This window comes from Mycolicibacter hiberniae, assembly GCF_010729485.1.
Lineage (GTDB): Bacteria > Actinomycetota > Actinomycetes > Mycobacteriales > Mycobacteriaceae > Mycobacterium > Mycobacterium hiberniae.
Genome location: NZ_AP022609.1, coordinates 3540663 through 3563142, shown reverse-complemented (window position 1 = coordinate 3563142; position 22480 = coordinate 3540663). Strand labels below are relative to the sequence as shown.

Here is a 22480-nt window from a genome sequence, read left to right as displayed (position 1 = left end):
GGGCGTTACTGCCCGGTAGGAAACGCGCGTAGGTTCCGCCCGTTCAATGTTCCTCTCACGGAGCCATCAGGTATGGTCCGATGGTCGCCAAAGGCACTTGGGGCCGAAAAGGTGACGCCGGTCTCGCTGATCGACGGACGGGAGAAGACACTGTGCGACGCGGTTTGTTGCTGAGTCGTGCGGCGGGATCTTTGGTGAGGGGGGTGGTGTGACCGCTCCAGCGCGTCCCCGTGTCGCCGACTTCCTCCGGGATCGAGTGCTGCCGCCGCTGATCATGGTCGGCGGTTTCTTCCGGATGTGTGCCCTGACTGCCCGGGCCCTGTTCGTCCGGCCCTTCCAGTGGCGCGAGACGCTGCAACAGGGCTGGTTCATCACCAGCGTCGCCATCATCCCGACCATCGCGGTCGCCATCCCGCTGACCGTGCTGCTGGTCTTCACGCTCAATATCTTGTTGGCGCAGTTCGGTGCCGCAGATGTGTCCGGTGCCGGCGCAGGTATCGCGGCCGTCACCCAGTTGGGGCCGCTGGTCACCGTGCTGGTGGTTGCCGGCGCCGGGTCTACCGCGATCTGCGCCGACCTGGGGGCCCGGACCATTCGCGAGGAGATCGACGCGATGGAGGTCCTCGGTATCGACCCCATCCATCGCCTGGTGGTCCCCAGGGTGATCGCCGCGACCGTGGTGGCCCTGCTGCTCAACGCGCTGGTGATCGTGATCGGCCTGGCCGGCGGCTTCCTGTTCGGTGTCTATCTGCAGAACGTGTCCGGCGGCGCCTACCTGTCGACGTTGACTCTGCTGACCGGGTTGCCCGAGGTGATCATCTCGACGGTGAAGGCGAGTGTGTTCGGACTCATCGCCGGCTTAGTCGGTTGCTATCGAGGTCTTACCGTCCGAGGCGGATCCAAAGGCCTGGGCACCGCCGTGAACGAGACCGTCGTGCTGTGCGTGCTTGCGTTGTTCGCCGTGAACGTGGTGCTGACCACCATCGGCGTGAAGTTCGGAACGGGGACCTGACATGTCGACATCAGCGGTGGTGCGAGGTCGCTTTCCCGGACTGGTCGCCAACTATCAGCGCTACGTCGGGGTAGCCGGCGGCGCGCTGGAGAAGAGCGGTCGGCTCGGTTGGTTCTCGGTGGCCGCCCTTCGGCAGATTCCGTGGGCGCTGCGCCGGTACCGCACCGAGACGCTGCGTCTGGTCGCCGAATTGGGGATGGGCACCGGAGCCATGGCGGTGATCGGCGGCACCGTCGCGATCATGGGCTTCGTGATGCTGGCCGGCGGCTCGCTGATCGCCATCCAGGGCTTCACCTCGCTGGGCAACATCGGGGTCGAGACCTACACCGGCTTCGCCGCGGCCCTGGTCAACGTTCGCGTGGTCGGCCCGGTCAACGCCGGAATCGCCTTGGCGGCCACCGTGGGAGCGGGCGCGACCGCTGAGTTGGGCGCGATGCGCATCAGCGAGGAGATCGACGCCCTCGAAGTGATGGGGATCAACTCGATCGCCTACCTGGTGTCGACGCGGGTGGTGGCCGGTTTCACCGTGATCATTCCGCTCTACGCGCTCGCACTGATCATGGCGTTCGCTGCACCGCAGATCGTCACCACATTGTTCTTCGGCCAGTCCTCGGGCACCTACGAGCACTACTTCCGAACGTTCCTGCGGCCAGATGACGTGTTCTGGTCCTTCATCGAGACCATATTGATCGCGGTGGTGGTCATGATCACCCACTGCTATTACGGCTTCAACGCCAGCGGCGGTCCGGTCGGCGTGGGCAGCGCGGTCGGCCAGTCGATGCGCCTGTCCCTGATCACCGTGCCCACTGTCGTGCTGCTCGCCGCGTTGGCGCTCTACGGCGTCGACCCCAACTTCAACCTAACGATGTGACGCGGATGGCAAACGGGAAGCAGAACAAAGTCCACAACCCGCCGTACCGGCTCGCGGGCCTGGTGACCTTCGCGGTCCTGGCGCTCATCGCCGGCCTCGTCTACGGCCAGTTCCGTGGCGCTTTCACCAAGACGACGACATTGACCATGGTGGCCCCGCGCGCCGGTCTGGTGATGGATCCGGGCGGCCCGGTGACCTACAACGGGGTCCAGATCGGGCGCGTCTCGAGCATCACGCCGACCGAGTACGAGAGCAAGCCGGCCGCCAAGTTCGCCCTCGACGTGAACCCGAAGTACCTCAAGCTCATTCCGTCGAACGTCAAGGCCGACATCATGGCGACCACGCTGTTCGGCAACAAGTACGTCTCGCTGACCGCGCCGGAACACCCTGCGCGGGAACGCATCACCAGCAAGAACATCATCGCGACCTCGGTGACTACCGAGCTCAACACGCTGTTCGAGACGATCAACAACCTGTCCGAACACATCGACCCGATCAAACTGAACCTGACGCTGCACGCCGCGGCGGAGGCACTGACCGGGCTGGGCGACAAGCTCGGCGAATCCCTGGTCAACGCCAATACGATCCTCGATGACGCCAATGAGCGGATGCCGTTGTTCCGGCGCGACCTCAAGGGTTTCGCCAACTTGGGCGAGGTTTACGCCGACGGGGCGCCGGATCTGATCGGCTTCTTGGACAGCTCGGTGGTGACCGTCAAGACGATCACCAACCAGCAGAAGGAACTGGACGCCGCGTTGCTGGGCGCCGCCGGGGTGGGCAACCTCGGGGCGGACATCACCGGGCGGTTCGGTCCGTACTTCCGGGCCCAGTTCGCCGATCTGGTTCCGGTCTCGGCGCTGCTGGACGAGTACAGCCCGGAGTTGTTCTGCGCCATCCGCAACCTTGCCGAGGGCGCGCCCAAGGTCTACGAGTTCCTCGGCGGCGACGGCTACGCGCTCGACACCGTCAGTGAACTGGTCGGCCCGGCCAACCCGTACATCTACCCCGAGAACCTGCCGCGGTACAACGCCCGCGGTGGTCCTGGCGGCGCGCCGGGTTGCTGGCAGGAGATCACCCACGATTTCTGGCCGGCGCCTTACCTGGTGGCCGACACGGGAGTCAGCCAAGCGCCGTACAACCACTTTGATACCGGATCGCCCCTGGCCGTTGATTACGTCTGGGGTCGCCAAGTCGGGGATAACACGATCAACCCATGAACATCACCAGAACCGCTATCAAACTCGGCGCCGTCGGCTCGGTGCTGCTGCTCTTCACGGTCGGCCTCGTCGTGGTGTTCGGGCAGATCCGGTTCGACCGGACTGCCCGCTACTCCGCGGAATTCAGCAATGCCAGCGGGCTGCGCCCAGGCCAGTTCGTCCGCGCCTCCGGTGTGGAGATCGGCAAGGTCAAACGGATCCGTCTGGTCGACGGCGGCCGACGCGCCGTGGTGGATTTCGACGTCGACCGATCCTTGCCGCTCTTCCATTCGACCACCGCACAGATCCGGTACGCCGACCTCATCGGCAACCGCTACCTGGAGCTCAAGCGGGGCGAGGGTCAGGGCGCCGACGAGCGGTTGCCCATGGGCGGGTTCATTCCCGCCTCCCGGACCGAGCCGGCGCTGGACCTGGACGCGTTGATCGGCGGCTTCAAGCCGGTCTTTCGGGCGTTGGACCCGGAAAAGATCAACACCATTGCCTCGACCATCGTCACGGTGTTCCAGGGCCAGGGCGGAACCATCAACGACATCCTGGAGCAGACCGCCCAGCTGACCGCCCACATCGCCGACCGTGATGCGGCCATCGGCGAGGTTGTCCGGAATCTGAACGTGGTGCTCGACACCGCGGTCCGGCACCGCCAGACATTCGACGAGACGGTCGACAATTTCGACAAGCTGGTCAAGGGCTTGAACAACCACGCCGACGGCCTGGCCAACGGGACCGCGGAGTTCGGCAACGCCGCGGGCAATCTGGCAGACCTGCTGGCCGACAACCGCACGCAGCTGCACAGCCTGTTCCCGGTGGCAGGCCCCGAGCCACCGGACCGGCTCAACGACGTCGACGAGCTGTTCCAGAAGATTCCGAAGGCCTTGAAGCTGATTGGCCGCACCGGTGTCTACGGTGACTTCTTCAACTTCTACATCTGCGACGCGACCATCAAGCTTCCCGGCTTGCAGCCAGGCGGACCGGTGCGAAACGTCCGATTGTGGCAGCAGCCGACCGGGAGGTGCACGCCGCAGTGAGGACCCTGGAACCGCCCAACCGGGCACGGATCGGCATCATCGGCGTTGCCTCGGTCATCTTGGTGACGCTGGTGGGGCAGAGCTTCACCACGGTGCCGATGCTCTTCGCCGAGCCGAGCTACTACGGCGAGCTCTCCGACACCGGCGGCCTGACCGCCGGCGACAAGGTGCGCATCTCAGGTGTCGACGTCGGCAAGGTCCAGGACCTGTCGATCGCCGGCGACCACGTCCTGGTGAAATTCTCGGTGGGGGCCAACCCGATCGGCGGCGACAGCCGGATCGGCGTCAAGACCGACACCATCCTGGGCAAGAAGGTGTTGTCCATCGAGCCCAAGGGCGAGCGTCGGCTGACCCCGCAGAGCGTGCTGCCCCTGGGCCAGAGCACCACGCCCTACCAGCTCTACGACGCGGTCTTCGACGCCACCAAGGCCGCCTCGGGCTGGGACATCGACACGGTCAAGAAGTCGCTGAAGGTGCTCGCGGAAACCGTCGATCAGACCTACCCCGAGCTGAGCTCCGCCCTCGACGGTGTCGCGAAGTTCTCCGACACCATCGGCAAACGCGACGAGGAGATCACCCACCTGCTGGCGCAGACGAACCAGGTGGCCAGCGTCATCGGCGCCCGCAGCGAGCAGATCGACGCCCTGCTGCGTAACACCCAGACCCTGTCGGCCGCGGTCAACCAGCGCAGCCAGGCGATCTCGGCGTTGCTGGGCAACATCGCGTACTTCGGCGAGCAGGTTCAAGGCCTAGTCCGGGACAACCCCAACCTGGACCTGAACCATGTGTTCGAAGAGGCATCCAACATCACCGACATGTTGGTGCGCCGTAAAGAAGACCTGATGGAGATGTTCACCATCTTGGGCCGCTACCTGACGATCGTGAACGACGCGGTCGCGTCGGGCCCGTACTTCAAGGTGTCGACTCTGAACCTGGTCCCGTTCTGGATCCTGCAGCCCTGGGTCGACGCCGCGTTCAAGAAGCGCGGCATCTCACCGGAGGAGTTCTGGCGCAACGCGGGCCTGCCGGAGTTCCGCTACCCCGACCCCAACGGGACGAGGTTCGCCAACGGTGCGCCGCCGCCTGCTCCGCAGGTGATCGAGGGCACGCCCGAGCACCCCGGGCCTGCCGTCGCACCCGGATCGCCCTGCTCCTATGCGCCCGCAGCCGGCATGTTCCCGACCCCGGGCAACCCGCTGCCGTGTGCGAACGTCGACCCCAGCGCCGGTCCCTTCGGGCCGAGCGGTCCTTACCCCGGGCCGACCGATGTGCTGTTCTCGCCGCCCAACCCCGACGGTCTGCCGGCGTCGCCGGGCATCTCGATCGCGGGTCGCCCCGGCGAGACTCCGCCGGTGGTGCCGGGCACCCCGGTTCCGATGCCCGACGCCAACCCCGGAGCACGATCGGAGCCCATGGGCCCGGTCGCCGGTCCGGCACCGGCAAACCCGGGCGCGGCACCACCGCCGGCACCGCGGGCACCCGGTCCGCCGGCCCCGCCCGGCCCCGGAAACCAGCTGCCGGCACCGTTCATCACGCCCGGCGAAGGCGGGAACAGCCAGCCGGGTGGCGGCGGCGGCGCAAGAGGGAGTGAGCGGCCGTGAGTACCGTCTTTGATGTTCGCAACCTGCGACTGCCGGAGCGCTCCCGGAAGGCGGTGATCATCGGATCCCTGCTGCTGGCCCTGGCTTTGGTGGCCGCCTTCGGGGGAGTGCAGCTGTTCCGCAAGCTGAACAGCAACACCGTCGTGGCGTACTTCCCGCAGACCGACGCTTTGTACCCCGGCGACGCGGTGCAGATCATGGGCGTCCGCGTCGGCGCGATCGACAAGATCGAGCCGGCGGGCGACAAGATGAAGGTCACCCTGCACTACAACAACAAGTACAAGGTGCCCGCCGAGGCCAAGGCGATCATCTTGAACCCGACTCTGGTCGCGTCGCGCACCATCCAGTTGGAGCCGCCGTACCGCGGCGGCGCGGTGCTGGCCAACAATGCGGTGATCCCCGAGGACCGGACCGAGGTTCCGGTGGAGTGGGACACGCTGCGCAACGATGTCACCAACATCATCAACAAGCTCGGTCCGACCGCCGAGCAGCCGACCGGGCCGATCGGCGAGGTCATCGAATCGTTCGCCGACGGGCTGGCCGGGAAGGGCCAGGAGATCAACACGGCGTTCGACAACCTGTCGGAGGCCCTGACCGCCCTGAACAAGGGCCGCGGCGACTTCTTCGCGGTGGTGCGCAGCCTGTCGCTGTTCGTCAAGGCGCTCGACCACAACGACCAGCAGTTCGTCACGCTGAACCGGGACCTGGCGAAATTCACCAGCAACCTCAACAGCACCGACCAGGCGCTGGCGACGGCCACCGACCAGTTCTATGCCACCATGACGATCATCAAGGCGTTCCTCAGCCAGAACGCAAAGCCGTTGGTGCAGACCATCAACAATGTGGCAGAGACGACCACCGCCATCACCCAGCCCGACGCCCTCGACGGCTTCGAGACCGCGCTGCACATCCTGCCGAACGTGTTGTCCGCCGTCGGCGAGATCTACCACCCGGCGCAGGGCATGGTGCTCGGCTCTCCGGTGCTGGTGAACTTCGCGAACCCGATGGAGTTCATCTGCAGCGCCATCCAGGCCGGCAGCAGGCTCGGTTACCAGGACTCCGCCGAGCTGTGCGCGGAGTACCTGGCTCCGGTGGCCGACGCGATCAAGTTCAACTACCTGCCGTTCGGTATCAACATCTGGACCAGCGCGTACACCCTGCCCAAGCAGATCGCCTACTCCGAGCCGCGGCTTCAGCCGCCGCCGGGGTACAAGGACACCACCGTCCCGGGTATCTGGGTTCCCGACACCCCGTTCTCGCACCGCAACACCCAGCCCGGATGGATCACCGCGCCCGGCATGCAGGGTGTGGAGCCTGGACATGACACGGCGCGACTGCTCACCCCGGAGTCTCTCGCGCAGCTGATGGGCGGCCCGGACCCGGCGCCGGTCGACTCGCAGTACCAGACGCCGCCTGGTCCGCCGAACTCCTACGACGAGGCACCCGGTCCGCTGCCGTTCATCGGCCAGCCGCCCGGGGTGGGACCGATAGCGCCGCCGCCGCCGGGACCGAACGTCATTCCGGGTCCCGTGGCGCCGCTTCCCCCGCGGGGTCAAGGCTGATGAGACGGAGGACAGCAATGAAGACGGTCAGCCGGCGCGGCTGGCAGGCTCTGGTGCTGCTGATGGCCGCCCTGACGCTCTCGTCGTGCAGCAGCTGGCGCGGTATCGCCAACGTGCCGTTGCCGGGCGGACCGGGCAGCGGACCGGGCGCCTACACGGTGTACGTCCAGGTGCCCGACACGCTGGCGCTCAACGGCAACAGCCGCGTCCTGGTCGCCGACGTCTTCGTCGGTGCGGTCGAGCGGATCGAGCTGAAGAACTGGATCGCCACGCTGAAGCTGCGGCTGAACAAGGACGTTCACCTGCCGCGCAACGCCACCGCGAAGATCGGCCAGACCAGCTTGCTGGGATCGCAGCACATCGAGCTGACCGCCCCGGCGGACGCCGAGGGCGAACTGCGCAACGGCGACACGATCGCCCTGAACAACTCGACGTCGTACCCGACCATCGAACGCACCCTGGCGGGTTTGGCGCTGCTGCTGCAGCGCGGCGGCCTGTCGGACCTGGACACCATCACCACCGAGTTCGCCGCCCTGTCCTATGGCCGGGGCGACCAGATCCGCGCCTTCCTGACCAAGCTGGACACGTTCATCGGCAACCTCAACGACCAGCGTGAGGACATCACCCGGGCGATCGACTCGAGCAACCGGCTGCTGAGCTACTTCGGTGCGCACAACGACACCATCGAGAAGGCGCTGACCGACTTCCCGCCGCTGTTCAAGTACTTCAACACCCAGCAGGCGATCTTCATCAACGCCGTGGACGGGTTGGGGGCGATGGGCACCCAGGTCAACCAGCAGATCGCGCCCGCGCGGTCGGACCTGCACCAGGTGTTGACCTCCTTCCAGTGCCCGGCGCGGGAGCTGCGGAAGTCCTCGCCTTACCTGCCCGACCTGTTGCAGGTGATGATCACCGCGCCGTACCACGTCGACGGTGCCTTCAAGGCCGTGCGTGGTGACTTCATCAATACCTCGTTGGTGGTCGACCTCACCTACGCGTCCATCGACAACGCGATCCTGACCGGTACCGGATTCTCCGGCATGCTGCGGGCACTGGAGCAGTCCTTCGGTCACGACCCGGAGAAGATGATCCCGGACGTTCGGTACACACCGAACCCGGCTACCGCACCCGGCGGTCCGTATGTGGAAAGGGCTGACCGGAATTGCTGAAACCACAGATCAAGCGTCAACTCGTCATCTTCAGCGTCCTGACCGCGGCGGCGCTGCTGGTGTTGGGCGTCTACTACCTGCGGCTGCCGACCATGGCGGGACTGGGGCAGTACACCCTCAAGGCCGACCTGCCCGAAGCGGGCGGCCTGTACAAGACGGCGAACGTCACCTACCGCGGCACTATCATCGGGCGGGTCACCAGTGTGGAACCGACCGAGAACGGTGCGCAGGCGACCTTCCAGATCTCCAGCAAGTACAAGATCCCCGTCGACGCCAGCGCCAACGTGCATTCGGTGTCAGCCATCGGTGAGCAGTACCTGGATCTGGTGTCGTCGGGCAACTCGGGCCAATACCTCAAGCAGGGCCAGACGATCACCACGGGAACGGTCCCGGCGGCGATCGGACCGGCGCTGGACACCGCCAACCGGGGTCTGGCGGCGTTGCCGGCCGGCAAGATCTCTGCCCTGCTCGACGAGACGGCGACAGCCGTCGGCGGGCTGGGCCCGTCACTACAGCGGCTCGTCGACGCGACGCAGGCGATAGCCGGCGACTTCAAGGAGAACCTCGCCGACGTCGACGACATCGTGGAGAAGGCGGCGCCGATCATCGAGAGTCAGGTCGATTCCGGCGATGCCATCCACCAATGGGCGCGCAACCTGAATATCTTGGCGGGCCAAGCGGCCAGCCGAGACGAAACAGTCAAGCACATCATCTCCGACCTGCCCCCGCTGATCGACCAGGTGCACACCGTGTTCAGCGAGACCAGGGACAGCCTGCCGCAGCTGATGGCCAACATGGCGATCCTGACCGAGATGGCCAAGCGCTACAACCGCAACACCGAGCAGATCCTGGTCTTCCTGCCGCAAGCCGGCTCGATCATCCAGACGGTGAGCTCGACCTTCCCGGGCCGGGCGTCGCTGGGCGTGGCGTTGGGTGCCTTCCCGGGCCCGGTCTTCCCGGTTCCGATTCCGGGCTTGAGCCTGAATTACCCGGCGCCGTGTCTGACCGGGTACCTGCCGGCATCTGAGTGGCGGGCGTTCGCCGACACCAGCCCGGCAGAGCTCCCGGACGTGTCGTGCCGTATTCCGCAGGACACTCCGGCCAACAATGTTCGCGGTGTTCGCAACATCCCGTGTGTGGACGTGCCGGGTAAGCGGGCTCCCACGCCCAAGGAGTGCCGCAGCGACAAGCCGTACGTTCCGCTGGGTACCAACCCGTGGTACGGCGACCCGAACCAGATCCGGAACTGCCCGGCCCTGGGTGCGCGCTGTGACCAGCCGATCGAACCGGGCCACGTGATTCCGGCCCCGTCGGTCAACACCGGCCTCAACCCGCTGCCGGCAGACATGGTGCCGGCGTCGCCGCCGCCGCGCAACGATCCACTCACGCGGCCCGGGACGGGTACCGTGCAGTGCAACGGGCAACAACCCAACCCCTGCATCTACACCCCCGGTGGGGGGCCTGCCGCGATCTACAATCCGCAGAGTGGCCAGGCGGTGGGGCCAGACGGCGTCGAATACTCCGTCGAGAACTCGATGAACCTAGGAGACGACGGATGGAAGGGGATGCTGGCACCGTTCCGCTGAGCACGGACGAGGACCAGCAGACCGCAGATACCTCGGCGAAGGACGCTGAAGACGCGGTGACGGACATCGAGGCGGACGCTCCGCAGGAGGCGGCCGGCTCGGCGGAAGGACTCACCGGGCCGGCACCGTCGCGTCTCGGCCGTCGCCAGCAGGTGGGTATCTGTGCGCTGTTGCTGCTGCTGGCTGCCGGATTGGTGGCCGCCGGCCTGGTGGGTCTGCGGGACCACGCGGCAAGCCAGGCGCTGGCGCGGGACAACGCCGAAGCGATCGCCGCGGCCAAGGAATGCGTCTTGGCCACTCAGGCGCCGGACGGGCGTGATATCGCGCTGGCGCAGCAGAAGATCCTGAACTGCACGGCCGGCGAGTTCCGCACCCAGGTGGCCCTGTACGCCGAGATGTTCGTCCACGCCTATCAGGCGGCGAAGGTCCAGGTCGAGCTCACCGAGATGGGCGCCGCGGTGGAGCGCAACAATCCAGACGGCTCGGTGGACATCCTGGTGGCCTTCCGGGTCAGGATCGACAACATCGAGACGCAGGGCAAAGAGGTGGGATACCGGTTGCGCGCGAAGATGATGCGCGAAGACGGTCAATACCGAATCGCCAAGCTCGACCAGGTGGCCCGGTGACCGATCCCGTGGCCACGGTGCCGCACAGCGAACCGGCCCGTTGGCGTACCCGCGCGACGGCCCTGGCGATCGACCTGCTGCCCGGGGCGGTGGTGGTGGCCAGCATGGGCATGCTTGCCCTGTCCTTGCCGGGCGACAGCGTGTGGCGCTGGGCCGCAACAATTGTTGCCGCGTTGGCGTTCCTGGCGACTACGGTCAACCGGATTCTGCTGCCCGCAATCACCGGCTGGAGTCTGGGCCGGGCGCTCACCGGGATCGAGGTGGCCCGCGTGGCCACCGATGCCGCCGCGGAGCCGGGACCGGGTGTGGGACCCAGACGCTTTCTCGTCCGGGAATTGGCGCATCTTCTCGACACGATCCCGGTTCCGCTCGGCTGGTTGTGGCCGCTGCGCGACAAGCGCGGACGTACCTTTGCCGACATGGTGGCGCGTACCCAGGTACGCCCGGCGACACGGGAGCGGCCCGCCGACATCAGACGGTGGACCATGGCTGTCTTCATCGGATCGGCCGCCCTGTCGCTTCTCAGTGCCGCCGGCGCCTATGGGATGGTCTACCAGCGCGACCAAGAAACCGACCAGGCACGATCGCAGATCGCCCGCCAAGGCCCGAAGATCGTGGCGGACATGCTGTCCTACGACCCGGAGACATTGCAGGACGATTTCGAGCGCGCGCAGTCGTTGGTCACCGACAAGTATCGTGAGCAACTGCTGCCGCAGCAGGATGCGATCCGCAATTCCAAACCGGTGCCCAACTTCTACCGGGTGACCGATGCCGCGGTGCTCGACGCCGCGCCGCGCCGGGCCACGATGTTGCTGTTCCTGCAGGGCCAGCGGGGCGTCGCCGGCGACGAGCGGTTGATCAGTGCCACCGTGCGGGTGGCCTTCGCTGCCCAGTCGGGAACGTGGCGGGTCGACGATCTGATCGTCGTCAGTAAGCCGCTGCCCGCCGAGGGGGACAGATGAGCCCGCGCCGCCGCGTGCAGCCGCAGGATCAGCCGCTCTACGTCGAGCGTGCGGTGCCGCGCCGTCGGCGGTTTCCGATGGTGATCGTCGGTTCGCTGGTGGTGGCCGCCGCGGCGATCGCCATCTGCGCGGTGACCTTGGTGACCCATGAGCAGCACCGTCGTGCGGCCTTGCGTGATGTCGAGGCGCTGGCGGCCGTGGAGTCGTTCATGACGATGTTTACCTCGCCGGATCCGTTCCACGCCAATGACTATCTGGCCCATGTGCTGGACAATGCCACCGGGGATTTCGCTCAGCAGTATCAGGAGAAGGCCAATCAGATCCTGATCGCCGTGGCCCGCAGTGAGCCGACCACCGGAACGGTGACCGCGGCGGGTGTCGAACGGTGGAACGACGAGGGCAGCGTGACCATGCTGGTGGCCGTGGAGAACAGCGGCAAGTCGCCGGACGGCAAGCACGATGCCCGGGTCGCCACCCGATGGCTGGCGACGGCGCAGAAGGAAGGGGACCAGTGGAAGATCAGCAATCTGAACCAGGTGCTGTGACCGACGCGTCCTCGGGTGCGCCGATCGATCGGCAGGCCGATCCGGCGGGCGAGGCGACACCGGAAAGCGAGCCGGCAGGCGACGCCACCGGGGCAGACGCCGATGTGGACGCTGCGGCCGAAGCCGAAGCCGAAGCCGAAGCCGAAGCCGACACCGGAGAGCAGGATCAGCCCCAGGCCGCGGGTACGCCGGTGCGCCGGCGCGGTATCGGCGTCCGGGTAGCCGTCGCCGTTTCGGCCGCGGCATTCATCGGCGCCGCGGCGTTCGCGGGTGCCGCAGCGCAACCCTACTTGCGCGACCGTGCGGAGGTGGCCATCAAGCTCGACATCGCCCGGACAGCGGCCAGGGCGATCCACACGCTGTGGAACTACACGCCCGAGAACATGGACTCGCTGCCGGATCGGGCCGCGGTCTACCTCAGCGGTGATCTGGAAGCCCAGTACCGCAAGTTCATCGACGCCATCGCCGACAGCAATAAGCAGGCCCGCGTCACCGACACCACCGAGATCGTCGGTGCGGCCGTCGAGACCCTCGACGGGCCCGAGGCCACCGTGATCGTCTACACCAACACCACGGCCACCAGTGAGCTGAGCAGATCGATCCCGCAGATCAAGTACCTGACCTACCGGCTCTACATGAAGCGGGACCAGAACCGCTGGGTGGTCACCAGGATGCCCACCATCACCTCACTGGACCTCACCCCCCGTCTGCAGGGCTGAGCGCGGGCGCCGGGCGGAGGTAGCGGGGAGCATGCCGATCGCGTCGCCGTTGTCGCGACGGCGCACCATGGTGGCCCTGCTGTTGCTGACGTTCGCCACCGGCCTTGTCGACGCGGTCAGTGTGCTGGTGCTCGGACGCGTCTTCGTGGCGAATATGACCGGCAACGCGATCTTCCTGGGTTTTCTGTTCGTGCCCGGCACCGGCTTCGACCTGACCGCCGCGGTTGTCGCGATTGGCGGATTCCTCACCGGCGCGGTGATCAGCGGCCGTCTGTTCCGGAGGTACGGCAACCCCAACCCCCGCCATTGGCTGACGGTTGCTTTGAGTCTGGAGGCGGTACTGCTCCTGCTACTGGCCGCCGTGGCCGGCCTCGGGGTGTTGCGCTACGCCGACACCAGCAAGTTCGTGTTGATCGCCGGCCTGGCCGTGGCGTTCGGCGTACAGAACTCGACTGCCCGCCAATTCGGCATCCAGGAGCTCTACACCACGGTGCTCACCTCGACGATCGTCGGCATCGGTGTGGACAGCCGGCTGGCCGGGGGGACGGCGGACCGCCAAAACCTGCGCTACGCAGTCGTTTTCGTGATGATCCTGGGCGCCGTAGTCGGCGCGACACTCACGCACGTGTTCGTGGCGCCCATCATCGCGATGGCAGGTGCGGTGGTGCTGGTGAGCCTGGCCCTCTTTCGCTACGGATAGACCGCCGCCAGCGTCTTTTAGGAACCGCCGTACTCCGGACGCAGGATCGGACTCAGTGCCGACAGCGGAATGTGCGCCTGCACGTTGCCGCCGTCCATGAACCACTGCATCTGGTTGTACTGAATCGGACTGTCGTGGCCGACCGGATAGTCGGGCATGTACAGAATCAGCTCATCGGGGGTCAGAGCCCAGGACCGGTATCCGCCCGAGAAGACCTTGTCGGGTGTGAAGCGCTCCGCGACGAACGGGTAGTCCCCCGGACGGTGCTCCCAGAACGCCCGGTCCAGCGCCTCTACGATGTAGGGCTCACCCAGTTGCGGGATCACCGCGAGCGGGTCGACTCCGGGTTTGGTGATGTCCGCCAATTGCAGCTGCCGGCCGCCCGCGCCCATATCGAAGGTAAACGTCCGGTAGGCGTTGTTGATGTAGGGCCCGTCGGAGTGGTAGTCCTCGTGGAAGACCACGCTCAGGGCCTTGCCGTGCTGGAACACCTCGTAGTTCTCGTTGCCCCAGCTGTCGGCGACCATCGAGGCGCCCTTGGTGCGCCAGTTGGTGAACAACTTCGACAGGTACTCGCGGATCGGGGGACCGGCGACGGGGTGGTCGACGAGGTCGCCGGGTACCGCCATCCGGATGTAGCGGGTGGCCAACCGTTCCGAGTGCACCTCAGAGGTGCAGTAGTGCCCGTCCCAGTTGCCGCCCAACCCGCTGCAGAACGACGGCGCCGAAGCGCCGGCCGCCGGGGCCGCAGACACCGCAAACGTTGCGGCAAGCATGCCCGTCAAGAGCCGCGTCGCCCACATAGCTTCCCTCCTACGGCAATTCGACTTTGCTCGCCAGCCAACGGCCGTCGACCTTTTCCATCGTCATCTTCATCCGGCTCCGGTCCACCCGGGGGTCCGGGCGGGTGGAGTTGGTGATCGTCTGGTTGACCATCAGCAGCACCACCACCTTGTCCTTGGAACCGGACTGCACCGCCGACTCCACCACGGTGCCGTGCGCCGCGGCCTTGTTGTCGATCAGCAACTGCCGCAGCTGCACGCTGGCCTTGGTGTAGGTGTCCTTGAACTCGCCGGTGGCGCCGTTGAGCACAGCGGAGAAGTCATCATCGACCTGGTTGGCGTCAATGCTGGTCAACACCTGGGCGTAGTCCACGGCTGCCGCTCGCCCGACCGCCTCCGCTGAGGACACCTGATGCTGTTGCCACAGCTTCCAGCCCAGCCCGGTAACCGACCCGAACACCACGCCGTAGACCGCCGCGACGGCCACGGCCCGCCACAGCTGCCGGCGCTTCCACAGCGGCACCGTGGCCGTCGCCGGTGCGGCGTCGCCGGCTTCGTCACCATCGGCAACTTCGGCGTCAGCGGACTCGGTTACCGTCAGCGACACCGACACATCTGTTTCATCGGCGGTCGGTTCCTCGGTCTCGGCGCGGTCCGACGTCGGTTCATCAGCGGTGCTCACCGCGGTGTCTCCTTGAACATCAGCGTGGCGGTTCGATCAACAGCGGCGGGCCGCCGTATGGGGTCGGAATCGTGTACCTGCCCTTGGGGGTGGGATCTGTAGTCGCCACGAGGTCAGCACCCGGCGGGGGACCGGCGGTGTCGTCTCCCGGTGGGCGTGGGGCATTGTGGGCGCCCCGCACCAACACGGACTGGTCGGTGTCGCGGCAGTAGCCGTACAGGTACGGCTCGGGGAAGTCCGCCGCTGAAGGTGGATGCCGCGGCAAGCCGTAGTCGCACGTATAGCGGGGGTAGATGTCGACGGTGGCCCACATCCCATCCTCGCGGATCACCGAACTGAGCGCTTCCAACGTCGAACCGCGGTAGTTGGGGAACAGCGCGTTGAGCGCCGGTACGCGGACGTAGAGCAGCTGAGACGCGGTGGCCAGGTTACCCAACAGGCCCACCATGACGTCGGAGTTGTCGTCGAAGACGGTGTCGACGGCCGACAACATTCCGGGCCCCTGATCGAGCAGGCGGCTGTAACCGCCGATCATCGGAGTGATTCCCCGAAACACCTTGTCCAGGTTCGCGGCGGTTGCGGCCATGCCGTTGTTGACGTCGCTGAGCATGGTCAGCACCACGCGGCTCGATCTGAGCAGGCTCACCGTCTCCGGCAGCACCGAGTCCAGCGTTGACAGCAGGAAAGCGCCACCGTCGAACAGGTCTGCGAGTTTGCTCGGTCCTTCGTCGGAAAGGCTGAGTTCCTTCTTGATCAGTTCCATCTTGCGGGTGTCGGTCTGGGCCAGCATGCCGTCCGCGTCGGCGAGTAACTGCGAAATCGGGATCGGGGTGGTGGCGCGATCCCGCGAGACCACGCTGCCGCGCGCCAGGTAAGGCCCGGAACTCGACGGCGGCTCGAAGTCGATGTACTGCTCACCGGCAGCCGAGAGGCCGGAGACGCGCACCGCGCTGGCGGCGGGAATCTTGACCTTGGAGTCGATGTTGATGACCGCATCGACGCCACCACTGGTGACGCGCAGCGACTCGATGCGGCCCACCGGCACGCCGCGCACCGACACGTCCTGATTGGCGAGTAGTCCGCCGGAATCGGGTAGTGCAATGGTGATCTGGTACGTAGACCGCGCCGGATTCACCCGCAGTGCACCCACCAGCAGATACCCGGACGCGACCACCAGAGTCATCACGAGAGCGATGCTCGAGAGCAGGTTCTTGCGGCGGTAACCAGCTCGGACCAGGGCGACAACTCGCCGGCTCAGCGCGTCGATCATGGCCGCGGCCCCGGTTCGACCAGGCCGGCCTGTGCGGCTTCCATCTCAAGCTCGGCAGGCGTGGGCGGCATCGGCGGTCCGATCGCGGTCCACGGTGCCTGACCCATGTCAGAGTCCGGCCCGCGCCCGACGACGCGCTCCTGCAGTCGCCACAGCGCGTATTTGATCGATCCGGCCATCTTGGCCCAGTCGTAGCGCTTCGGGCCGTGGAACGCGGGGTCGCCCTTAAACCCGGCGTCGGGCATCGAACCCCACACCAGACGGTCGATGCTGGCGTGCACCGCCGCCCCGCTGCCGGCCGTGATCTTGATCATCGGTGCCATCAGCCGGTTCAGTGCGTACAGGCTGGTGTTGGGATCGGTTGCCATGTCATTCCAGGCGCTGGCGAGCACGTTGGCGTCCTTGATGAAACTGTGCCCGGAGTCGTCGGTCCCGGCAATCGACGGGAACCGCGCCAGCTGTCGGCTGGTGGCACCGAGTTGTTCGACGAGGTCGGCGATCTGGCCGGTGTTGTCGACCATGGTGTCGGTGGCGGGACCCGCGACGTTGAGCACCTCGGTCAGCGCAGCGCTGCGGGAATCGAGCCGCTCGGCGAGCTGACTGGTTTCGCGCAGCGATGTCTCGATCTCACCCGACCGGGCGTTGAGCTTTCGCAGCAGGTCGTTCGACTGGGTGATGAGTCTGCCGAACGCCTGGCCCTGGTCACCGGTCGCCTTACCGGCGCCGTTGACGATGTTGGTGAAGTTCTGCACTGCGCCGCCGTTGACCAGCAGCGCCGCCGAACTCAACACCGACTCGACGGTGGCGGCCGAGGAGGTGGAATCCAGGCCGATAGCGTCGCCACCCTTGAGCAGCGGCGCCGAGGGATCTACCGGTACCGGCGGCTTGATCGACACGAACACGTCACCGAGCGGAGTCGCCGAACGCAACTCGGCAGTGCTGCCCGCGGGAATCCGGACACCGTCCATGATGCGCAGCGTGGTGACGGCCGTGTAGTTGCGGGCGACCATCGACTCCATCTGACCGATGTCGGCGCCGGCAAGCTTGACCTTGGCGCGCCCGGGCAGGTTCAGGGCATTGGAGAACACCGCGGTGATCAGATAACCGCCGCGGCCGATCCCTGGCGCCGGAAGCGGCAGGCTGTCCAGCCCACTGGTGCCGCAGCCGGCCACCGACGAGGCGATGACCGCGCTGCACAGCAGCGCCACGGCAGTCCTCGGTGCTCTTCGCGATCGTGATGTCACGTCTACTGTCCCATCATCGAAAGTCCGTCGAGGATATAGGTGAGGCCGAAGTCCGGTCCGTAGTCGGCCAAAGTCCCCGTACCGCAACCCAATTGCCGCAGGTGCATCATGTTGCACATTTCTTTGGTGCTTTGGGTCTCGACGAGGATCTTGTCGACCAGCGCATGCAGGCGGACTGCGCCGTTGTCGCGGTCGATGGCGTTGTAGAGGTTCTCCAACGTCATCGGCAGCACATCGATGAGCTCGGTCAACTCGCGCCGCTTGTCCACCATGGTGGTCAGGGTGGTGTCGCCGTTGAGCACACTCTGCTTGAGGTGGTCCCGGTTGGCCTGCATCAACGACGTCGCCTGGGTCACGATCTCGTTGAACATCCGGCCGGTGCGCCCGGTGCCGAAGTCCTCGTCGGCGAGCATCTGACTCAGCTGCCGGGTGGTGGAACCGAACTGCCGCAGTTTCTCGTCATTGCGCGACGCGGCGTCCATCAGGGAGCTGAGGTTGGTGATGATGGTGGTCAGCTGATCGCCGGTCGCCTCGCCGCGGTCGGAGCTGAGTCGTAGCGCGCGCGACAGTTCGCCCAACGCTGATTTGATCTGCTCGCCGTTGCCGTCGGCGATGTCGGCGCCGGCGTTGATCACGTCGGCCACCGGCCCGTTGCCCTTGCCGTCGCCGCCGAGGGATTTGGAGACCTTGTCCAGCATGTCCAGAACGCGGTCGAACGCGACCGGCGTCCGGGTGCGGTTGAGGCCGATCGTGGAGTGGTTGGCCAGCACCGGCCCCCCGGCGTAGGCCGGGGTCAGCTCGATCTGACGTGCGGTCAGAATCGAGGTGTTGATGGTCACGGCGTTCACGTCGGCGGGGATCTTCACTCGCCGGTCGACGGTGAATTCCGCCTCGACGTATTCGCCCTTGGGAGTGACCTTCTTGACTTTGCCGACCGGCATGCCGAGAACCGCGACCACATTGTCCTCGTAAAGCCCCGCGGCACTGTCGAACTGAGCGGTGACGGTGATGTGCCCGCCGAACGGACTGAACTGGGAGACGGTCACGGCGACGGCAACCGCTGCACCGACGATCAGCGCTGTGGTCAACCCCTTGACGCTGCGCCTCTTCTTGGGCGCCGTGACGGGCTGAGTTGGCGTGGGCTCTGTGTCGGCCGGATCTTCGATCGGATCGTCGGCGGTAGTCGGAGGCGCGCTCATTTGCAGTCCTTAAAGTATTCGATCATGCCGAATTGCTTGGCACGTCCGCTGATCGCACACATCCACGAGTCGTTCAGGAGCCCGTTTCCGGCGAAGAACTCGATACCGGGCCCGTAGCCGGTCGCGTTCGTCGCACCCCGTAACGCCGGTGGTGCGGCTTGGAGCAGGCTGCGCACCAGGTCGTCATGCTGACCGAGCATGTCCGAAAGCGCACGAATGTTGACCAGCATGTCGTCGAGCATCGACCGGTCCTTGACCACAACGTTGTTGAGTTGGCCTGCCAGCGTGGTCAGGGCCGCCAACATGGCGTGGAAGGTGTTCTGCCGCGCCACCAGTTCCCCCAGGAAATCCTGGCCCTGATCGACCAGGTTGCCCAGGCTGGCCTGCTGGTTGTGCAGCGTATTGGCCACCCGCTGGGTGCTGGCCAACAAGGTGCCGAGTTCGTCGCGTCGATCGGCGGTGACCTTCGCGAGTGCGTGCAGATTGGCCATCGCCTGGGGAACCACCGGCGGAAGGCCGCTCATCTGTCGGCCGAGCACTGCCAGGGACTGGGCGAATTGGTCGGAGTCGATCTGGTCGAACGTGGTGGTGGCGTCTTCCAGCAGTGACTCGAGGTCGTAGGGGACTTCGGTGTGGGCCAGGGGAATCCGCTTACCGGGCAGCGATCCCGTCCCCTCGGGCTCGAGCTTGAGGTAGCGCGAACCGAGGATCGTCATCACCTGGATCTTCGCCCGGGTGTCCTTGCCCAGCGCGACGTCGTTGCGAACTGTGAGACCGGCCTCGACGTGGTCACCGGCGAGCCGCATGCTCGACACCCGACCCACCTCAATGCCGGCCACCATGATCGGGTTTCCGGGTGTCAGCGCGGCGGCTTGGGCGAACTCCGCGGTATAGCGGGTGTAGCCGAAGCCGACGACCTTGACGAACAGTGCCGCAGCCACGACCACGGCCACCACGGCCAGTGCTCCGAACCCCAGCCAGGTGGTGTTGTAGGACTCCAGCGGCCGACTGCGCCACTGACGGACAAGTCGTTTGATGTTAGCCATCGACGGTATTCCTGCATCTCGGAGTGAACCAGGCGAGATTCTCTGCGGTGAGCGGGCGTGCGTTGCCGGGAGTCGCAGCGTTGATGATCATCGTGGTGAGGTCGTTTTGCCCCGGCAGGAAACCGGTGGCGTTCAAATCACACAGGTAGGCGATGCCGTAGGCCCCTTCTCCGAACATTCGGGCGAAGCCCTTGAGCAGCAGGGGCAGGTTGGCGCCGTTGAATGCCAGCTGCGGTTCGATGCTGGCCAGGTGCTTGGTGAAACCGGGTTCGCGGTTGATCATCTCTTCGAAGGACGGGAAGACCTCATCGGTGATGTTCGCGAGCTGTCGCGTCACCTGGGCCAGCGACCCGACCGAGGACTGCAACGCCGGTCGCCGGGAGTCCAGGTCGGCGACTGCCCGGCGCGCCTGTGTCAGCGCGTGATCCAACTGGTCGTTCTGCCCGGCGATGGTCCCAGTCACCTTGTTGAGGCTGGTGATGAGGTCTCCGAGTACCTCGTCGCGCCCGGCCAGCGTCGCGGTGAGCGTTGACGACTGTTCCACCAACGTGGCCATCGAGTCCTGATCGCCCTGTAGCGACTGAATGACACCCTTGGTCAGATCGTCGGCCTGTTTGGGGTCCAGCAGCGACATCAGCGGTTTGAAGCCGTTGAGCAGGGTGCCGACGTCGAAAGAGGGGTCGGTCTGTTCCACCCCGATCACGCTGCCGCGGGGCAGTTCTTCGGTACTTCCGGTGCTACCCAACGACAGCCCGAGATAGCGCTGACCGATGATGTTTTGGTAGGTGACCGATGCGACGGTGTTGCCGTACAGCCTCTGATCGCTTTGGACGATGAAGGAGACCTTCGCCAACTTTCCGTCCAGTGCGACCTTCTCCACCCGGCCCACCCGGACTCCGGCCATCCGGACGTCGTCGCCTTCGCGCAGCCCGAAGACGTCGGTGAACATCGCGGCGTAGGGCGTGGTGGCTCCGGCCACGTCGCGGCGCAAGGTGGCGTAGACCAGCCAGGTCAGTGCCATCGAGACGACCATGAACAACGACAGTCCGATCAAGGGACCCCGGAATCTCATTTGTTGCCACCTGCTTTCGGCGGGTCGGGTTCGGCCGCCGTGGAGACGGAGACGGAGACGGCGTTTCCGCGCGCGACGGGGCCGAGCAGCAGCTGAGTCGCCACCGATGCCGGTCCGCCCTGTCCGGTGAGCAGGCCGAGCTGGGTACGTTCGGTTTGGCTGCCGACGGGACCCACGTTGCCGCCGTAGGACGCCGGGGCCACCGGCGCAGCCGGCCGCCACTCCGGCGCATGGGGCTGCACCGGGATGGGAGGGCTCGGTGGGGGCGGGGGAGCCGGGTCGAGCGGATCGGCAGTGCCGGGTACCCGGGGGAACGGCCCGGTCCACCACGGCAGCGGCGGGTTGGTGTCCTCCAGGCTGCGATTCGGGTTGATCACGGGTGGCCCGACCGCATGCAGGTTTCCATCGGGGCCGATCTCGGTACCGGGCGGTGGTTCGAGGCCGGCGGGGAAGCGGTAGTTCTGCGGCAGCAAGTTCTCGGGCAGTTCGGACCGCACGGAGATCATCGGCGCGGTGAAGCAGCTCGGTCCCTTCACCTCGCCATACTGCGGACAGTCCGCTCTGGTGTAGGTGTGCAGCGGGGTGAAGGACAGATTGGCCCGCATGTTCTTGGTGATCAACTTGGGGTGGTAGAGGTTTTCGAAGAACTTCTCGTTGAGCTGGTTGACCCGGGTGAAGATCGGGACGAACTTGTCGGCGTTGTTGGCCAGCACGCCTACCACGGGCGTGAAGTCGTGGGTGATCTGAATCAACTGGTCGATGTGGTTGTCGAACGCCGCGCGAGTGACCCCCACGGTGTGCTGACCGCCGGTGACCAGTGAAGCCAACTCGGCGCGCTTCTCGGCGAACGCCCGCATCGGTTCGACGGCCTGGTGCAGCGCGTCGACGAGGTCGGGCGCGGTGGCCTGCAGTCCGTGGGTGGCGTCGAGCAGCGCCGAGACGGTGGACGGCCCCGGCTCGGTGGCGACGATCCCGTTGAGCTGATCCAGCAGCCGGGACATGTGCGCGCCGGCATTGAGCAGTTTGACGCGCCGGTTGTCGGTAGCCGCGCCGACCGCGGCCAGAATGCCCAGACTGTGGTCTTCGCGCCCGCGGCCGGTGGCGGCCAGGATGTCCCGCAGCTTCGACACCGTGGTCTGGAAGATCACCGTCGACAGCTCGCCGTTCTCAGCGATGTGGGCGCCGTCGCGGATGGTCTGGCCGCCGTCTCCGGAGTCCACCAGTTGGATCGAAGACACGGCGAACACGTTGGACGGCACCACCCGCGCCGTCACCGACCCCGGAATGTCCTTGGCGTATTCGGGTTTGAGGTTGATGTGGACGTAGTTGGGCTTGCCGTAGGCGGCGGGAATCACGTCGGTGACGCTGCCGACCAGCAGCCCGTGATATTTGACGTCGGACTGCGCGGGCAGTCCGTCGCCGACGTTGATCAAGTCGGCGATAACGCGGACGTAGGAGTTGAGCATGCCGGTGGACTTGGCCAGCAGACCGGCGGTGGTCAGGGCTATCACCAGCAGGACCGCGATTCCCGCGCCCAGCAGCTGTTGCTCGGAAGGTCCGCGTCCGTCGGTATCCAGGGAATTGGCCATG

General features: G+C 66.2%; 21 protein-coding genes. 13 read left to right on the top strand and 8 right to left on the bottom strand.

Annotation, left to right across the window (positions count from 1 at the left end):
- The first annotated feature begins 274 nt into the window (after window positions 1–274).
- Genes G6N14_RS16810 through G6N14_RS16750 form a run of 13 tightly spaced genes read left to right on the top strand, consistent with a single transcriptional unit; the run spans window position 275 to window position 13595 of the window.
- Complete coding sequence (locus G6N14_RS16810; protein WP_109559839.1) at window positions 275–1012, top strand: MlaE family ABC transporter permease; 738 nt, start codon at window positions 275–277, stop codon at window positions 1010–1012.
- A gap of 1 nt (window position 1013) precedes the next feature.
- Window positions 1014–1883, top strand: a complete 870-nt coding sequence (locus G6N14_RS16805; RefSeq protein WP_085136033.1) for an ABC transporter permease — start codon at window positions 1014–1016, stop codon at window positions 1881–1883.
- Between the two features lie 5 nt (window positions 1884–1888).
- Complete coding sequence (locus G6N14_RS16800) at window positions 1889–3100, top strand: MCE family protein (RefSeq protein WP_085136034.1); 1212 nt, start codon at window positions 1889–1891, stop codon at window positions 3098–3100.
- Window positions 3097–4125, top strand: a complete 1029-nt coding sequence (locus tag G6N14_RS16795; RefSeq protein WP_085136035.1) for an MCE family protein — start codon at window positions 3097–3099, stop codon at window positions 4123–4125. The genes G6N14_RS16800 and G6N14_RS16795 overlap by 4 nt, the downstream gene beginning before the upstream one ends.
- Window positions 4122–5726: an MCE family protein gene (locus G6N14_RS16790; RefSeq protein ID WP_085136086.1), complete on the top strand. Its 1605-nt coding sequence runs from the start codon at window positions 4122–4124 to the stop codon at window positions 5724–5726. Before G6N14_RS16795 ends, G6N14_RS16790 begins: the two co-directional genes overlap by 4 nt.
- Window positions 5723–7288: an MCE family protein gene (locus G6N14_RS16785; protein ID WP_085136036.1), complete on the top strand. Its 1566-nt coding sequence runs from the start codon at window positions 5723–5725 to the stop codon at window positions 7286–7288. Before G6N14_RS16790 ends, G6N14_RS16785 begins: the two co-directional genes overlap by 4 nt.
- Before the next feature lie 17 nt (window positions 7289–7305).
- Window positions 7306–8457 (top strand): MCE family protein, encoded by a 1152-nt coding sequence (locus G6N14_RS16780; protein WP_085136037.1) that lies wholly within the window; start codon window positions 7306–7308, stop codon window positions 8455–8457.
- Window positions 8451–10043 carry an MCE family protein gene (locus G6N14_RS16775; protein ID WP_085136038.1) on the top strand — a complete coding sequence of 531 codons (1593 nt, stop codon included), beginning with the start codon at window positions 8451–8453 and terminating at the stop codon, window positions 10041–10043. The genes G6N14_RS16780 and G6N14_RS16775 overlap by 7 nt, the downstream gene beginning before the upstream one ends.
- Window positions 10013–10669 (top strand): Rv1363c family protein, encoded by a 657-nt coding sequence (locus tag G6N14_RS16770; protein WP_165756882.1) that lies wholly within the window; start codon window positions 10013–10015, stop codon window positions 10667–10669. Before G6N14_RS16775 ends, G6N14_RS16770 begins: the two co-directional genes overlap by 31 nt.
- Entirely contained in the window at window positions 10666–11631 is a 966-nt protein-coding gene (locus G6N14_RS16765) for an RDD family protein (protein ID WP_085136039.1), read from the top strand. Before G6N14_RS16770 ends, G6N14_RS16765 begins: the two co-directional genes overlap by 4 nt.
- Window positions 11628–12176 (top strand): Rv1363c family protein, encoded by a 549-nt coding sequence (locus G6N14_RS16760; RefSeq protein WP_085136040.1) that lies wholly within the window; start codon window positions 11628–11630, stop codon window positions 12174–12176. Before G6N14_RS16765 ends, G6N14_RS16760 begins: the two co-directional genes overlap by 4 nt.
- The gene (locus tag G6N14_RS16755; RefSeq protein ID WP_085136041.1) at window positions 12143–12895 is read left to right on the top strand and encodes a mammalian cell entry protein; all 753 of its coding nucleotides are present in this window, start codon (window positions 12143–12145) and stop codon (window positions 12893–12895) included. Before G6N14_RS16760 ends, G6N14_RS16755 begins: the two co-directional genes overlap by 34 nt.
- Window positions 12896–12926: 31 nt before the next feature.
- The gene (locus G6N14_RS16750; protein WP_085136042.1) at window positions 12927–13595 is read left to right on the top strand and encodes a YoaK family protein; all 669 of its coding nucleotides are present in this window, start codon (window positions 12927–12929) and stop codon (window positions 13593–13595) included.
- Window positions 13596–13612: 17 nt separating this feature from the next.
- On the opposite strand, the gene G6N14_RS16745 is transcribed toward G6N14_RS16750, so the two are convergent.
- The 8 genes from G6N14_RS16745 to G6N14_RS16710 are packed head-to-tail and all read right to left on the bottom strand — an operon-like array spanning window position 13613 to window position 22479.
- Window positions 13613–14398: a mannan-binding protein gene (locus G6N14_RS16745; RefSeq protein ID WP_085136043.1), complete on the bottom strand. Its 786-nt coding sequence runs from the start codon at window positions 14396–14398 to the stop codon at window positions 13613–13615.
- A gap of 10 nt (window positions 14399–14408) precedes the next feature.
- Entirely contained in the window at window positions 14409–15059 is a 651-nt protein-coding gene (locus tag G6N14_RS16740; protein WP_085136044.1) for an Rv1363c family protein, read from the bottom strand.
- Window positions 15060–15078: 19 nt separating this feature from the next.
- Window positions 15079–16329: an MlaD family protein gene (locus G6N14_RS16735; protein WP_085136045.1), complete on the bottom strand. Its 1251-nt coding sequence runs from the start codon at window positions 16327–16329 to the stop codon at window positions 15079–15081.
- On the bottom strand, window positions 16326–17537 hold the full coding sequence (locus tag G6N14_RS16730) for an MCE family protein (protein WP_109559833.1): 1212 nt from the start codon (window positions 17535–17537) through the stop codon (window positions 16326–16328). The genes G6N14_RS16735 and G6N14_RS16730 overlap by 4 nt, the downstream gene beginning before the upstream one ends.
- A gap of 38 nt (window positions 17538–17575) precedes the next feature.
- The gene (locus G6N14_RS16725) at window positions 17576–18772 is read right to left on the bottom strand and encodes an MCE family protein (RefSeq protein WP_234808938.1); all 1197 of its coding nucleotides are present in this window, start codon (window positions 18770–18772) and stop codon (window positions 17576–17578) included.
- On the bottom strand, window positions 18769–19818 hold the full coding sequence (locus tag G6N14_RS16720; protein WP_085136047.1) for an MCE family protein: 1050 nt from the start codon (window positions 19816–19818) through the stop codon (window positions 18769–18771). Before G6N14_RS16720 ends, G6N14_RS16725 begins: the two co-directional genes overlap by 4 nt.
- A complete protein-coding gene (locus G6N14_RS16715) occupies window positions 19811–20890 on the bottom strand; it encodes an MCE family protein (RefSeq protein WP_085136048.1) in 1080 nt (359 codons plus the stop codon). The genes G6N14_RS16720 and G6N14_RS16715 overlap by 8 nt, the downstream gene beginning before the upstream one ends.
- Window positions 20887–22479 carry an MlaD family protein gene (locus tag G6N14_RS16710; RefSeq protein ID WP_085136049.1) on the bottom strand — a complete coding sequence of 531 codons (1593 nt, stop codon included), beginning with the start codon at window positions 22477–22479 and terminating at the stop codon, window positions 20887–20889. The genes G6N14_RS16715 and G6N14_RS16710 overlap by 4 nt, the downstream gene beginning before the upstream one ends.
- Between the last annotated feature and the right edge of the window lies 1 nt (window position 22480).